Source organism: Nonomuraea sp. NPDC049725, assembly GCF_040674795.1.
Lineage (GTDB): Bacteria > Actinomycetota > Actinomycetes > Streptosporangiales > Streptosporangiaceae > Nonomuraea > Nonomuraea ceibae.
Genome location: NZ_JBFANJ010000001.1, coordinates 1 through 12,734 on the forward strand (window position 1 = coordinate 1; position 12,734 = coordinate 12,734).

The 12,734-nt window shown below is 72.5% G+C and carries 13 protein-coding genes; 4 read left to right on the top strand and 9 right to left on the bottom strand.

Annotated features, from left to right (window positions below):
- Nucleotides 1–91 precede the first annotated feature (91 nt).
- The gene (locus tag AB0J53_RS00005) at nt 92–994 is read right to left on the bottom strand and encodes an asparaginase (protein ID WP_364167282.1); all 903 of its coding nucleotides are present in this window, start codon (nt 992–994) and stop codon (nt 92–94) included.
- Nucleotides 995–1,043: 49 nt separating this feature from the next.
- Here AB0J53_RS00005 and dtd point away from each other — a divergent pair, with 49 nt between their 5' ends.
- Nucleotides 1,044–1,469, top strand: coding sequence for a D-aminoacyl-tRNA deacylase (dtd, locus tag AB0J53_RS00010; protein ID WP_219517835.1), 426 nt, complete (start codon nt 1,044–1,046; stop codon nt 1,467–1,469).
- Here the strand turns inward: dtd and AB0J53_RS00015 are convergent, their stop codons facing one another.
- From AB0J53_RS00015 to AB0J53_RS00030, 4 genes are all read right to left on the bottom strand, one after another.
- Nucleotides 1,470–2,408, bottom strand: coding sequence for a folate-binding protein (locus AB0J53_RS00015; protein ID WP_364167285.1), 939 nt, complete (start codon nt 2,406–2,408; stop codon nt 1,470–1,472).
- 10 nt (nt 2,409–2,418) lie between these two features.
- Entirely contained in the window at nt 2,419–2,832 is a 414-nt protein-coding gene (locus tag AB0J53_RS00020) for a Fur family transcriptional regulator (RefSeq protein ID WP_219517831.1), read from the bottom strand.
- 287 nt (nt 2,833–3,119) lie between these two features.
- Nucleotides 3,120–3,416, bottom strand: a complete 297-nt coding sequence (locus tag AB0J53_RS00025) for a DUF2470 domain-containing protein (RefSeq protein ID WP_357584351.1) — start codon at nt 3,414–3,416, stop codon at nt 3,120–3,122.
- On the bottom strand, nt 3,416–3,904 hold the full coding sequence (locus tag AB0J53_RS00030; RefSeq protein WP_219517829.1) for an FABP family protein: 489 nt from the start codon (nt 3,902–3,904) through the stop codon (nt 3,416–3,418). Before AB0J53_RS00030 ends, AB0J53_RS00025 begins: the two co-directional genes overlap by 1 nt.
- Before the next feature lie 44 nt (nt 3,905–3,948).
- Between AB0J53_RS00030 and AB0J53_RS00035 the strand changes: the two genes are divergently transcribed.
- Nucleotides 3,949–4,311 carry a DsrE family protein gene (locus tag AB0J53_RS00035; protein ID WP_219517828.1) on the top strand — a complete coding sequence of 121 codons (363 nt, stop codon included), beginning with the start codon at nt 3,949–3,951 and terminating at the stop codon, nt 4,309–4,311.
- Nucleotides 4,312–4,339: 28 nt separating this feature from the next.
- On the opposite strand, the gene AB0J53_RS00040 is transcribed toward AB0J53_RS00035, so the two are convergent.
- The 4 genes from AB0J53_RS00040 to AB0J53_RS00055 form a co-directional block, all read right to left on the bottom strand.
- Nucleotides 4,340–5,053 (bottom strand): glutamine amidotransferase, encoded by a 714-nt coding sequence (locus AB0J53_RS00040; RefSeq protein WP_364167290.1) that lies wholly within the window; start codon nt 5,051–5,053, stop codon nt 4,340–4,342.
- Entirely contained in the window at nt 5,043–6,272 is a 1,230-nt protein-coding gene (locus AB0J53_RS00045; protein ID WP_219519248.1) for a MurT ligase domain-containing protein, read from the bottom strand. Before AB0J53_RS00045 ends, AB0J53_RS00040 begins: the two co-directional genes overlap by 11 nt.
- Before the next feature lie 40 nt (nt 6,273–6,312).
- Nucleotides 6,313–9,288, bottom strand: a complete 2,976-nt coding sequence (locus AB0J53_RS00050; protein WP_219519251.1) for an ATP-binding protein — start codon at nt 9,286–9,288, stop codon at nt 6,313–6,315.
- A gap of 72 nt (nt 9,289–9,360) precedes the next feature.
- Complete coding sequence (locus tag AB0J53_RS00055) at nt 9,361–11,298, bottom strand: hypothetical protein (RefSeq protein ID WP_364167295.1); 1,938 nt, start codon at nt 11,296–11,298, stop codon at nt 9,361–9,363.
- A 139-nt stretch (nt 11,299–11,437) separates the two neighbouring features.
- Here AB0J53_RS00055 and AB0J53_RS00060 point away from each other — a divergent pair, with 139 nt between their 5' ends.
- A complete protein-coding gene (locus tag AB0J53_RS00060) occupies nt 11,438–12,094 on the top strand; it encodes a hypothetical protein (RefSeq protein WP_364167298.1) in 657 nt (218 codons plus the stop codon).
- A complete protein-coding gene (locus AB0J53_RS00065) occupies nt 12,094–12,732 on the top strand; it encodes a hypothetical protein (protein WP_364167301.1) in 639 nt (212 codons plus the stop codon). The genes AB0J53_RS00060 and AB0J53_RS00065 overlap by 1 nt, the downstream gene beginning before the upstream one ends.
- The last annotated feature ends 2 nt before the right edge of the window (nt 12,733–12,734 follow it).

Genomic DNA, 12,734 nt, shown 5'->3' on the forward strand with positions numbered 1-12,734 from the left:
TGTTCAGTTCTGTCGTCACAAACGGATCTTGAACGCCCTCGCTTCATGTCCGCAGCCGAACAGCTGATCTCCACCCCTTGGAATCAATCATCTAGTCGGGGTGGATCCGCAGCTCGCCGACCGGCCGGCCGCCGCCGTACACCCGCTGCACGGCCAGCTCGTCCAGCTCCGGTGAGGTGAGCCCGAGCGAGCGCAGCGCGGCCACGGTGAGCGTGGTCCGGGCGCGCGCCGCGCCGTCCTCGACCTTGATCGCGCCCGCGCGCCCGTCCTCGTACGCGAACGCCTGGAAGCCCTCGGCGCCCACCTTGACCATCAGGCCGGGCAGCGCCCGCATGAGCGCGGTCTCCGGCCGGTGGGTGCCGGACGTCCACTGCGGATGGGCGCGGACGGCGTCGAACACGCCGCCCTCACCGCTCACCGCGAGCGTGCGGAACGCCCTGGCCACGCCCAGCATCGAGACGAAGAACAGCGGCGCCCCGCACCCGTCGACGCCGGAGGCGGGCATCCGCTCGCCGGTCAGCTCCTCCACCGTGGCGCGGATCGCCCGCTGGAGCGGATGCGGCGGCTCCAGGTAGGACTCCAGCGGCCAGTCGTTGACCACGCAGGTGGCGAGCATGGCGGCGTGCTTGCCCGAGCAGTTCATGTAGACGCGGCCCCGGTCGGTCACCGCCCGGTCCTCCGGGTAGTCCTCAGGGCAGCGCAGCGCCGACTCGTCCAGCCCGGCCCCGGCCAGGATCTTGCGCACGCCGTCGACGTGGAACGGCTCGCCCGCGTGTGACGCGCACGCCAGCGCCAGCAGCTCGCCGCTCAGCCGCAGCCCGCTGCGCACCATGCCGAGCGCCTGGAGGGGCTTCATCGCCGAACGCGGCGACGCCGGCTCCGCGACCGCGCCGTGCGTCTCGGCCGGGCGGCCCGCCGCGTCCAGGGTCAGCATCCGCGCCAGGTGCCTGGACTCCACGAACCCCGACCGCACGACCTCCACGACCAGCGCCATCGGCTCCTCCTTTTCTCACGAGTGTATTTCTGGGCCACAATGTGGTCCCATGCGAGCTGTAGTGCAGCGGGTGAGCTCCGCGTCCGTGGCCGTCGACGGGCAGCCTGTCGGCGCGATCGACGAGCCGGGGCTGCTCGTGCTGGTCGGCGTCACCCACACCGACACGCGCGACCAGGCGGCCAAGCTGGCCGCCAAGCTGTGGGGGCTGCGCGTCCTGCACGGCGAGAAGTCGTGCTCGGACGTGGCCGCGCCGCTGCTGGTGATCAGCCAGTTCACGCTCTACGGCGACACCCGCAAGGGCCGCCGCCCCACCTGGCAGGCGGCCGCCCCGGGGCCCGTCGCCGAGCCGCTGGTCGAGGCCGTCGTCGAGGAGCTGCGCGCGCTCGGCGCGCACGTGGAGACCGGCCGGTTCGGCGCCGACATGAAGGTCTCGCTGGTCAACGACGGCCCGATCACCCTGGTGATCGACGTCTAGTCAGCGGATGCGACGGCGCAGGCTCGGGTCGATGCTGACGTTGCGCCCGGCGTCGGGCGGCACGATGACCTCCTGCGAGGCCGCGACGCCGCCGGCGAGCAGCGGCGCGTCGACCGGGACCGTGCGCTTGACCACGGCCAGCGCGATCGGTCCCAGCTCGTGGTGGCGGGCCGCCGAGCCGACGGTGCCCACCTCCTGGCTCTCGAAGATCACCGGAGCGCCGTGCCCGGGCAGCGTGTCGACGCTGCCGTCGAGGTGCAGGAACACCAGCCGCCGCGGCGGATGCCCCAGGTTGTGCACCCGCGCCACCGTCTCCTGCCCCCGGTAGCAGCCCTTCGACAGGTGCACGGCCGCGCCGATCCAGCCCACCTCGTGCGGGATCGTCTTGTGGTCGGTCTCGAAGCCCATGCGGGGCCGGTGCCCCTCGATCCGCAGCGCCTCGTACGCCCACAGCCCCGCCACCGGCCGGCCCAGATGCTCGGCCAGCTCGGCGCGCGGCACCAGCAGATCCTCCGTCGCCGTCGACAGCACGGCCAGCTCGTCGGCGGCCGAGACCTCCACGCGCAGCATGAACCGCATCCGGTCCAGATAGTCGATCAGGCTCGCCGAGGCGCCGGGCTCGACATGCGCCAGCACCGCCTCACCGTCGTCGACCAGCGTCAGATGGTGCTCCACCCGGCCCTGGAGGTCGAGCAGGAGCGTCTGGGTCCACTCCCCCGGGGCGAGCGTGTCGAGCTTCTGCGACGTCAGGTCGTTGAGCCATTTCAGCCGGTCGGCCCCCGCGATCCGGACGATCTCACGGTTGCTCCGGTCGACGACCGCCTCGCCCTTGGCCAGGGCGCGCTGCTCGGCGAACAGGTCGCCGTAGTGCGCCGCCACGTCGGCGTCGGGGCCGTCGGCGGGGACGGCGCCGGGCAGGTCAAGCAGAGGGCTACGCATGCCCTCCAGGTTAACGGCACTCCCGGCAGAGCCCGAAGACGGTCAGGTGATGGACGTCGGCCACGAACCCCAGCTCGTCGTCCAGCCCCCTGACCAGGCCCTCCGCCATCTCCGGCCGCACCTCGCCCACGTCGCCGCAGCCCCGGCACACCAGGTGGACGTGGTCGGCGTCGGACGCCAGATGGTAGGTCGGGGCGCCGTGGCCCAGGTGGGTGTGGGTGACCATGCCGAGCTCCTCGAGAAGCTCCAGCGTGCGGTAGACGGTCGAGATGTTGACCCCGCGGGCCGTCTGCCTGACCTTGACGCAGATCTCGTCAGGAGTGGCGTGCTCCAGCTCCTTGACCGCCTCCAGCACGAGCTGGCGCTGCGGAGTGACCCGGTAACCCTTGGCGCGAAGCTCCTCATGCCACTGCGTCTCCGTCATGCCCCGAGTCTACGACCGGACGTTAATTCACTTGCCCCCTCCGACGGCGACCGCATAACTTCATGAGTACGCGGAAAGGAGGTGGTCCAAACAATGGTGATTCATAGTTGGACTAGCGAGGTGGTTGTCCGCTGACGTCGCGGACTTAGTTGTCTCGTGCTCGTCGGCGAATTCGAGGCAACCACCGGGGCCCCTGGCAGCCGGAGGGCGGGATCCGATCCCGTCTTTGGTCCATCCGGCCCGCCTGCTCGGCAGGCGGAACGCCGCCCGGGGCCCTCTTTTGCTTTTCAGTGCTCTCCGCGCGCGGGGACGCCGAGCGCCTGGCAGGCGTCGCGGTAGAGGCGCACGACCGCCATCCGCACCTGCGCCCGCTCCGTCAGCGTCTCGCCCCACGGCACCCTGACCCGCTCGCCGCCGTCGATGGTGAACTCGATCGCCTCGCCGTCGACGTCGCTCGTCACCGCCGTGGTCGCCGCCGGCCGGCCGCCCAGCCCGCGCACGATGATCAGCGAGTCGGCCGCGTGGTCGTCGTTCATGTGACGCTTGATCGCCTCGACGGCGTCGTCGGTGAACGGGGCGCCCATCACGCCACCTTCTTCAGCTCGGCCGACATGTGCGAGGTCAGCGGGTGACCGACGGCCGCCATGTCGTAGGCCCACATCAGATTGCCCTTGACCAGCCCGTACAGCCGCCTGCCCGCGGTGTACTCCTTCGCGGACGCGGTGCGCGCCACCACGTCGGTGTGCAGGTCGATCTTGTGGAAGACGACCTCGCCGACGTAGATCTCCACGATGCCGGTCGGATGCGACAGCACCACTTCGAGCTGCCGCTCGGGCTGCACGCGCCAGTAGCCGGACTCGGTGGCCAGCGGCCTGACCCGGCCGCCGTCCTGGTCGAGCAGCCACGTGCGGCTCACGTACGTGAGAAACGGCTTGCCGTTGTGGCCGAACTCGATCTCCTGCCCGAAGTTGAAGCTCTCGATCGTGGGGTAGCCGCCGACCCCCGCACCCTCCCACCGGCCGAGCAGGAAGGCGATCGGCTCCAGGTCGGGGTGCACCTCAGGTTCCTCCATGACCCCCAACCCTAGTCCCGCCCGAGGCGGGCTAGGGTGACTGCATGGCACGATCACTGGTGATCAAGGTGACCGCCGGGGCCGACGCGCCCGAGCGGTGCAACCAGGCGTTCACGGTCGCGGCCGCCGCCGTCGCGAGCGGGGTCCCCGTCTCCCTCTGGCTCACGGGCGAGTCGTCCTGGTTCGCGCTCCCGGGGCGGGCCAAGGAGTTCGAGCTGCCGCACGCCGTCCCGCTGCCCGACCTGCTGGAGGCGATCCTCGCGGGCGGGCGTGTCACGCTGTGCACGCAGTGCGCGGCCCGGCGCGAGATCACCGTCGACGACGTGATCGACGGCGTCCGCATCGCCGGCGCGCCCACGTTCGTCGAGGAGGCCACCGCGGAGGGCGTGCAGGCGCTCGTCTACTGACTGGGCTCCCCCGCGGTCACAGGGGGAGCTAGGAGGCCAGGACCGTGCTCAGGCGCTCCTGGCGGAGCTGCTCGTAGCGGGTGTCGTCGAGCGGGGCGAGCTCGCCGACGCGCCATGACAGCAGCAGGTCGGCCAGCGCCGGGTTGCGGGCGAGCGCGGGGCCGTGCAGGTAGGTGCCGATCACGTGACCGGCGTAGCAGCCCTCGAAGCCGTCGCCGTTGCCGACGCCCTTGACGGTCTTGGACAGCGGCCGGACGCCGGGGCCGAGCCGGGTGACGCCCATGTGGTTCTCGAAGCCGGTCAGCGTGGGCAGGCCGAGCGCGGCGTCGACCTCGGCCACGAGCTCGCCGACGGCGCGGGCGGGGCCGCGGGCGCTGGAGATGTCGAGCAGGCCGATGCCGTCGACCGGCTGGCCCTCCTCGCCGCCGAACGTGCTGCCCATGATCTGGTAGCCGGCGCAGACGGCGAGCATGGCGGCGCCGCGGGCCACGGCGCGGTGCAGGCCGCCGTCGCGGCGCAGGCGTTCGGCCGCGAGGATCTGCGGCCGGTCCTCGCCGCCGCCGATCAGGTAGATGTCGCCGGTCTCGGGGACGGGGTCGGCGGACCGTACGTGGATCGTCTCGGTGTCGATGCCCCGGCGCTGCGCCCGGTGCTCCAGGACGAGCGCGTTGCCCTGGTCGCCGTAGGTGCTGAGCAGGTCGGGGTAGATCCAGACGATGCGAAGGGCGCTGTCAGACGGCACGGCCGAACTCCGATCGGATCAGCTGGAAGGCGGTGTAGTTGGCGATCACGTCGACCCGGCCGGGCGGCTGCATGGCCAGCGCCTCGGAGAAGGAGGAGCACAGCGCGAACGGCACGTCGGCGACCTCCAGCCGGAGCGCCAGGTCGAGCCGCCGCTCGCCGGTGACGAACACCGGGCGGCCGCGCAGGATGCGGTAGTCGACGTCCCACAGCCAGGAGGTGTCGCGCCCGTCGGGGCCCTGGGCGTTGACGGACAGGATGATCGGCAGACTCGGGTCGGTGACGTCGAACGCCTCCAGCCAGCCCGCCGGGTTCTTGGCGAGCAGCAGCCGGGCGTGGCGGCCGTCGCGCTCGACGGTCGTGTAGCGGCCGGCGACCGAGGTGACCTCGCGCAGCCGGGGCAGCGCCCGCTCGACCGGCAGCCCGAACGCCTCGGAGACGGCCAGCGCCATCGCCGCGTTGGACCGGTTGGCCAGGCCGGGGAGCTGGATGTCGAGCAGCCAGCGCTGCCCGCGCGGGTCGATGACCGCGTCGTCGTCGAGCACCCACTGCGGCTCCGGCCGGTGGAAGGTGCATTCGCGGCAGGCCCAGTCGACGCCCTTGCGCTCCAGCGGGCCGCCGCATTCGGGGCAGCTCCAGGAGTCTTCCTTCCAGCGCTGCCCGCCGGCCACCCAGGTGACCTTGGCGGCGGTCGAGGCGCCCCAGGTGACGAGCGGGTCGTCGCAGTTGGCGATGACGTGGGTGGGTTTGCCGGACAGCGCCCTGCGCCACTTCTGCGCCAGGAGCCAGATCTCGGCGGCGCGGTCCATCTGGTCGCGGCTGAGGTTCATCAGGCAGACGACGCCCGCGCCGGTGGTGTCGAGCACCTCGGGCAGGTATTTCTCGTCCACCTCCAGCACGCCGTAGGGGGCGCTCTTGTGCTGCGACAGCGCGGAGACGTGGCCCGCCGGCATGTTGGCGCCATAGGCGTTGGTGGCCACCTCGCCCAGCTCCAGCAGGGCGGAGGTGATCAGCCGGGTGGTGGTCGTCTTGCCGTTGGTGGCGCTCACCAGGGCCAGCTTGCGGTCGCGGGCGAGCTGGCGGAGCAGGTCGGGCTCGAGCATCAGGCCGACCCTGCCGCCGATCACCGAACCGTCACCCCGCCCGGTCATCCTGGACAGCGTCGCGGCACTGCGGCCCAGAGCGCTCGCGAGCTGAGCCCGCAGTGGAAGCTGGGTCATGAACAAGAATCCTAGTCGGCCCGGGGCATCGCGGGCCCTCCTACTCGCCGCCCGACTCCACGAACGCGATCTCCGGGGCGCCGCCGTCCTCGAACGGCAGCACGAACCGGCGCGGCCACGACAGCACGCCTTCCAGCCATCCGGCGCCCATCGTCTGGCCCACGTGACGGAGCCTGGCGGGCGCCTCGACGCCGATGGCGACCGAGTTCACGTCGCGCTGGACGCCGTCGCCCTCGTCGTCGCCGAGGATGACCCGCCACGCCAGCGCCCTGTTGTGCGCGACCTCCATCGACAGCGGGTGGTGGCGCAGCGCCTTGGCCCGGTGGCCGAGCAGCTCGGCGTGCATCAGGTCGGCGGAGCCGTTGCCGTTGGCCTGCTGGCGGAACAGCGCGTACTCCAGGGGCGGGGCGGGGCTGCGCAGGTCGGGCGCGGGCCGGCCGTACGGGAAGAGCCTGTCGACCTCGTGCAGCCAGCGCACCTGCGGGATCACCCACGACGCGCCGGGACGCTCGCCGCCCGGTTCGAGCGAGCCGAGCAGGCGGGTGGCGGTCTCGGCGGCCTTCTCGGTGAGCAGGGCGGGGTCGAACCAGCTCCGCAGCGACCAGGCGCGGCGCTGCACGGCCCGTTCGACCAGGGTGGCGAGCAGGCACTCGCGGCGGCGGGCCGGCAGGTCGGACCAGGCGCCCGCCAGGCTGCGCGGGACGCCGGGCAGCGGCCGGTTGCTGACGAACGCGAGCACGACCGTGTCGCACCAGATGCGCAGCCACGCCCAGTCGGGGGCGTCGGCGAGCACGTCGGCCTCGCGCAACTCGACGAGCGTGCACGCCTGCCCGGTGCGGCACTGCGCGCCGCAGGCGGCCGAGCGGCGGCCGCGGATCGGCGGCGGCGGGCTCGCCAGCAGCTTCTCGCGTGACTCGCCGAGCGGCACGCGGACGCGCAGCGGCCGGTCCATCCCGTCGGCGAACACGGCGGCGTCGCCCGGCGGCAGCGATACGACGTGGCGGGACTGCTCGTCGCTGAGGTTCATGGCGGCGCCGACGAGCCGGCGGTCGTCCTCGGCGGGCAGCCGGTGCACGACCTTGAGCGCGGTGTTCTTGACCACGTCGGGGACGAGCTTGGTGGGGATCTGCTCGGCCACGACGATGCCCTCGCCGTACGCCCTGATCTCGGCGAGCATGCCGGCCAGGAGCTCGACGGCGTGGGTGGCGGCCCGGCCGGCGCCCCGGTCGCGCAGCAGCCGGTGCGCCTCCTCGATGACGATGACGTGCCGCAGGTCGGCGGTCTTCTCCTGGCGGGCGCGCATCCGCAGGTGTTCGACGATGCGGATGATCAGCGTGCCCATGAGGAACGCCTTGTCCTCGTCGTTGGCGACGTCCTCGATGGCGAGCACGACGTTGCGGCGCATGAGGCCGCCGATGTCGGCGGGGTGGCCGCCCTCGAAGAAGCGGCCCGCCGAGCCGACGCGCAGCGAGCGCAGCCGCAGCGAGATGAAGCCTTCCACGTCGGCCTGCACCTCGCGGCCGTAGCCGATCTCCTTGATCACGTCCATGGCGTGCTGCTGGAGCTGTTCGAGTGTCGGCACGCTGGGCGGGACCTTGGAGCCCGGCACCGCGCCGCCGGTGACGACGTCCCAGCCGGTGGCCTCGTAGACGCGCTGGAGGGCCAGCGACATGATCTGCGGGAATGGCTCCTCGGCGTCGAAGGCGGCCATGAACAGCGCCCTGACCATGTCGATGTGCGCCTGGACGGGGTAGCCGGGCTCGGGCTCCAGCGGGTTGATGCTGAACGGCACGCCGCCGGGCGCCGACGGGTTGATCACCGTGACGGGGCCGATCGACTCCACCCGGCCGGCCATGGCCGCGTACTCGGACTTGGCCGCCTCGATCGCGAGCCACGGGATGCCGGCGTGGCTGAGCTGTTCCAGCAGGTGCCTGACCGTCTGCGACTTGCCCGAGCCGGTCGCCCCTGTGACGAAGGCGTGCCGGTTGAGCGTGGCCAGCGGCACCCGGAACGAGCCGACGCCGCGGTCCTGGCCGTCGAGGATCTCGCCCAGCTCCAGCTCGCCCTCGCCCGCCTCGGAGGTCACGTCGAAGAACCCGGAGTCGAGCACCCGCACGCCCGGCACCTCCCGCCTGGGCAGCCCGGCGAGCGCCGCCAGCGCCCCCGCCGTGGCCGCGAAGGGGGCGGCGGCGCCGTCGGCGGGGTCCTGCATGGTGATGGCCAGCGCCTCGGGCAGCGCGTGCACCGAGCCCTGGGCGCTGCGCAGCCGGTACGGGTGGTGGCTCATCTCGACCGAGCCGACCAGGACGGGCGCGATCTGGCCCAGCTCCTCGGCGGTGGCGGCCCCGGCCAGCACCCGTACGTTCCACAGCCCGGCCTCGCGGAAGGCGTCGAGCTCCTGCATCCGGCGTTCGGCCCGCTCGGCGTCGAACCTGGACCGCTCGGAGGCGTCGCCGTACTGCCTGAGCACGTTGAGCTGGGTGCGCAGGTGGGCCACCTCGGCGTCGAGCAGGTCGGTCGGCTCGGCCACGACCAACCAGGCGAACGGCCGCGACATGAGCGTGACCAGCGTCGACTCGAACAGCGTGGGCCGCTTCAGCTCGTCCGGGTCGAGCCCGGCGGAGTCGCGCCGGCCGCCGAGCGGCGGCGCCTGGCGGCCCGGGCACGGCGTCCACACCAGGTCGGCCAGGTCGGCCAGGTACTCCTCGTCGAGCTCGACGCCGCGCGCGCCGCCCGGGAAGAGCAGCGGCTGCGGCCCGGCGGGCCGGCCGGGCGCGTCGGGCGAGCGGCGCGGCTGGCGCGGCGGCGACAGCGGCCCGGCGTTGGTGATCAGTTCCAGCGGCGCGCCGGAGCCGCGCGACAGCCAGCCGATGACGAACGGCCGGTCCCGCTGGGCTGCCGACAGCACGGCGGGCAGCACGGTGACGAAATCCCACTCCGCCGACGAGCTGCGCGAGGGTGCTGCGATGGACTGGATCCGGTACCAGGGCCCGCTCAGCGACACACTCGGCTGCATTTCATCCCCCCACAGACGGTCGTTCAGTAAAACTCCGCCCCCCGCCAGCGCGGCACCTCGGCATTGACCATGTCATTGCCTGTCCTTGCGCCAGTCCAGGCGCGGCGGGGGCGGGCCCAGGTTCGGCGGCGGCTCGCCGTCGCCGTTCTCCTGGTGTCCGGCGCCGAGGACGGCGTCGCGGACGTCCTCCAGCTCGCCCAGCGTGGTCTTGGGGAAGGTGAGGATGGCCGGGTTGGCGTCGGCCAGGCGGACGCGCCGGCCCTGCGCGGTGGCGTCGGTGACGATCACCGATGTGGTGGGGAGCTGCTGGAGCTGGTGCGGTTCGACGAGGAACTCGCGCGAGCGCTGGAGCACCCGCTCGGTCTCGGAGATCTTGTCGGCGGTCCTGCCCCACTCGGTGGACTCGGTGATGTCCTCGGCCAGGTCGGCGTGGCTCTCGGCGCGCTCCTGGCCGCCGTCGTCGACCTGGTCGATGGTGGAGGTGTAGCCGCCGTCCAGGCGCGGCAGCGATTCGCTGATCGTCTCGGTGAGCTGGGCCAGCTCCAGCCGGTGCTCGGTGCCGACGTGCTCGCTGGCGACGCGGGCGTCCTCGGCGTTGCCGAGCCGCATGAACGCCACCGCCGCGTGCCCCCGGCCCAGCCGCTCGCGCACGGTGGGGGTCAGCGACCGGTACGTGAGCACGAGCCCCGTACGGGAGGTCTCGCAGGCGTCCATGAGCCGGTCGAGCACGTCGCCGCGGAGCTTGTCCGCGCCGGCCACGATGATCGTGTGATACCAGGGCCGGTCGGAGGCGGGCGACTGGCGCAGGATGTGCGTGAGCGCCGTCGCGACGTACGTGCCCAGCACCCGGTTGCCGAAGACGCCCGCCTGGCGGTCCATGCTGACGACCCGCAGCCTCGCCGGGGGCAGCCGCACCGCCTGGGTGCCGAGCGTCTCCAGCTTGCGTAACTGCGACTCCAGCGCCCAGGCGCGCTCGATCACCACCCGGTCGCTGACGCCCCGCCCGAACAGCGTGCCGATGCGCTCGAGCTGCGACGCCGTGATCAGGCCGAACCGCAGGTCGTCGCGCGGGTCGCCGACCTGGGCGAGCGCCCGCAGCGCGGCCGTGACCTGGCTGATCGTGGCGTTCTCGCCGAGCACCTCCAGCACCCGCTCCAGGATCGCGTTGTCGAAGCTGAGGTCGCGGGTGGTGCGGTGCTCCTCGCTCACGCTGACCACGTGCGCCAGCACGTCGGCGAACGCCTCCGGCTTGAGCGTCGCGCCCAGGTCGAGCCGGGGCAGGTCGACGGGCAGCACCCAGACCAGCGGATCGTCGCCGCCCTTGCGGGCCAGCTCGATCAGGTCCTTGGCGATCGCGCCCTCCGACAGGTCGAGCACGGTCAGGTGGCCGCCGCTGTAGAGGCGGGTGGCGCCCAGCAGCGTGATCAGCGCCGACCAGCCGGGCAGCGTGCCGCCCGCCACGTCGACGCGGTCGATCTCGTCGGGGACGGCCACCGCGTACCAGTTGAGCTGGCGGTCGTGGCGCTCCTTGACCTCCTGCCACTCGCGGTAGCGCTGGGCGTGCTCCTCCTGGGCGCGGAACAGCTCCCGGTCGCGCTCCTGACGCTGCCGGTCGGCCCGCGCCTGCTGCTCGGACACGCGGTATTTCACCGCCCGGTCGCCCTGGAGGATCGCGTACGCGCAGATCGCCGCCACACCGCCGGCCGCCGCTATCCCGAGGAGCGCGAACGACCAGTCCAGGTAGCCCGCGACGGCCACCACCAGCAGCAGCGCGGTCAGCGCCAGCATGAACATGCGCACGAACCGCACCGGCCGGTTGAGCATGTCCTCCTGGAGCCGCTCGCGGCGCAGCAGCTCGGGGTCAGGCCCGTCACCGGCCGCCGGCGCCTCCTCGGCGGGCGAGGGGCGCTTCGGCGGCGGGCCCGGATCGGGGTGGAGCAGGAGATACTGCCAGCCCAGATAGATGCGGTCCGACTGGAGCTGTGCGTGATCGGGATGCACGTCCGCCACGTGACCCCCTCCGGCTGCCCTGTGTCATGACAGCGTAAAAGCTACAACCCCTGCTGTGGCAGGGTTCGCGGCAATTCGGCCAGCGCAATGGGCGGATTGGGGTGAGTGGGATGAGTGTGACCTATTACCATCCATACCCATGACGGAACCCTCCGGCGGCAGCGACAAGCCGAGACGCCCGGTAGCGGTGCCCGCCCTGGCCCTGGTGGCGCTCACCGCCATCGGCGTCACCGCCCTGCTCGGCGGCCTCAACGAGGCGCCCGAGGCCCCGCCGCCCAAGGTCAAGACCGGGCAGAGCTTCGACCAGGGCCAGTTCGAGACCCAGTTCGTGGAGTCGAAGGTCACGCTGCAGCGGGCGCAGATCGGGTCCGCCGAGAACAAGCGCTTCCTCGACGTGCTCTTCAAGGTCACCAACAAGACCGACGAGACCATCTCGGTCGGCCACCTGCCCACCGACAAGGGCAGCGGCTACAGCTTCGGCGGCGCGCTGCTCAAGATGACGCCCGAGATCAAGACGAAGACCGGCGGCCGGCTGTTCGTCACCTCCAAGGGCGCCGAGTCCGCCCAGCTCCACCCCGGCGTCCCCGTCACCGTGGTCGCCCGCTACGAGCTCGACGCCGCCGCCGAGCCGCCCGCGGAGGTCACCTACGAGCTCGGCGTGTACGAGTCCGTCGAGAACCCCCTCACCGGCGAGACCAGCTGGATCCTGCCGAGCGAGGACGACCCTCTCGGCAAGCCGGGAGCGACCGAGGTGGCCGCCACGGTCACCCTGCCCGTCAAGCGTGAGGACGCCTGATGACCGCGCAGACCGTGGCCCCGCGCCGCTCCCGCCGTCAGGCCCCGCGCCGCCGCGGCGCCGGCGCCGTCCTGCTCAGCACCCTGGCCGGGATCGTCCTCGCCGCCGGCGCCGTGGGCGTCCAGTCGCTGCGGCTCTCCGTCGAGGAGACGGGCGCCCCGCTCACGTACGCGGGCGCCAAGGGCGAGATGGTCGACGCCGGGCGCTTCTCCGTCCGCGTACGCGACGTCACCACCGCCAGGACCGTCAGGAACCAGGACGAGGTGGTGACCGCCGAGCAGGTGTTCCTCGTCGTCGAGGCCGAGGCGACCGTGCCGAAGGAGCCCCTCCACCTGGGCCCGGCCGTGCTGCTCGCCGCCGACGGCAAGAAGTACACCGCCACGGACAAGGTCGACAGGATGGCGACGCTGGCGTACCCGTGGATCCAGCCGGGCTGGACGACCTCCGGGCGGTTCGTGTTCGAGGTGCCCGCCTCGGCGCTGGAAGGCGCGCAGGTCGTGTTCCGGCTGCCGATCGCCGGGCTGTACGTCGAGCCGATGCCGCCGGAGGCGCAGGTCGACCTGGGCATCGACGCGGCGACGGCCAAGAAGCTGAGTTCCGCGCCCGCGGACGTTGTCGACCTGGGCGAGAAGAAGTAGAC

Excerpts from the sequence above, each read along its gene's own strand:
- AB0J53_RS00005 (WP_364167282.1), bottom strand. The coding sequence starts at position 994 with ATGGCGCTGGTCGTGGAGGTCGTGCGGTCGGGGTTCGTGGAGTCCAGG.
- dtd (WP_219517835.1), top strand. The coding sequence starts at position 1,044 with ATGCGAGCTGTAGTGCAGCGGGTGAGCTCCGCGTCCGTGGCCGTCGAC.
- AB0J53_RS00015 (WP_364167285.1), bottom strand. The coding sequence starts at position 2,408 with ATGCGTAGCCCTCTGCTTGACCTGCCCGGCGCCGTCCCCGCCGACGGC.
- AB0J53_RS00020 (WP_219517831.1), bottom strand. The coding sequence starts at position 2,832 with ATGACGGAGACGCAGTGGCATGAGGAGCTTCGCGCCAAGGGTTACCGG.
- AB0J53_RS00025 (WP_357584351.1), bottom strand. The coding sequence starts at position 3,416 with ATGGGCGCCCCGTTCACCGACGACGCCGTCGAGGCGATCAAGCGTCAC.
- AB0J53_RS00030 (WP_219517829.1), bottom strand. The coding sequence starts at position 3,904 with ATGGAGGAACCTGAGGTGCACCCCGACCTGGAGCCGATCGCCTTCCTG.
- AB0J53_RS00035 (WP_219517828.1), top strand. The coding sequence starts at position 3,949 with ATGGCACGATCACTGGTGATCAAGGTGACCGCCGGGGCCGACGCGCCC.
- AB0J53_RS00045 (WP_219519248.1), bottom strand. The coding sequence starts at position 6,272 with ATGACCCAGCTTCCACTGCGGGCTCAGCTCGCGAGCGCTCTGGGCCGC.
- AB0J53_RS00050 (WP_219519251.1), bottom strand. The coding sequence starts at position 9,288 with ATGCAGCCGAGTGTGTCGCTGAGCGGGCCCTGGTACCGGATCCAGTCC.
- AB0J53_RS00060 (WP_364167298.1), top strand. The coding sequence starts at position 11,438 with ATGACGGAACCCTCCGGCGGCAGCGACAAGCCGAGACGCCCGGTAGCG.
- AB0J53_RS00065 (WP_364167301.1), top strand. The coding sequence starts at position 12,094 with ATGACCGCGCAGACCGTGGCCCCGCGCCGCTCCCGCCGTCAGGCCCCG.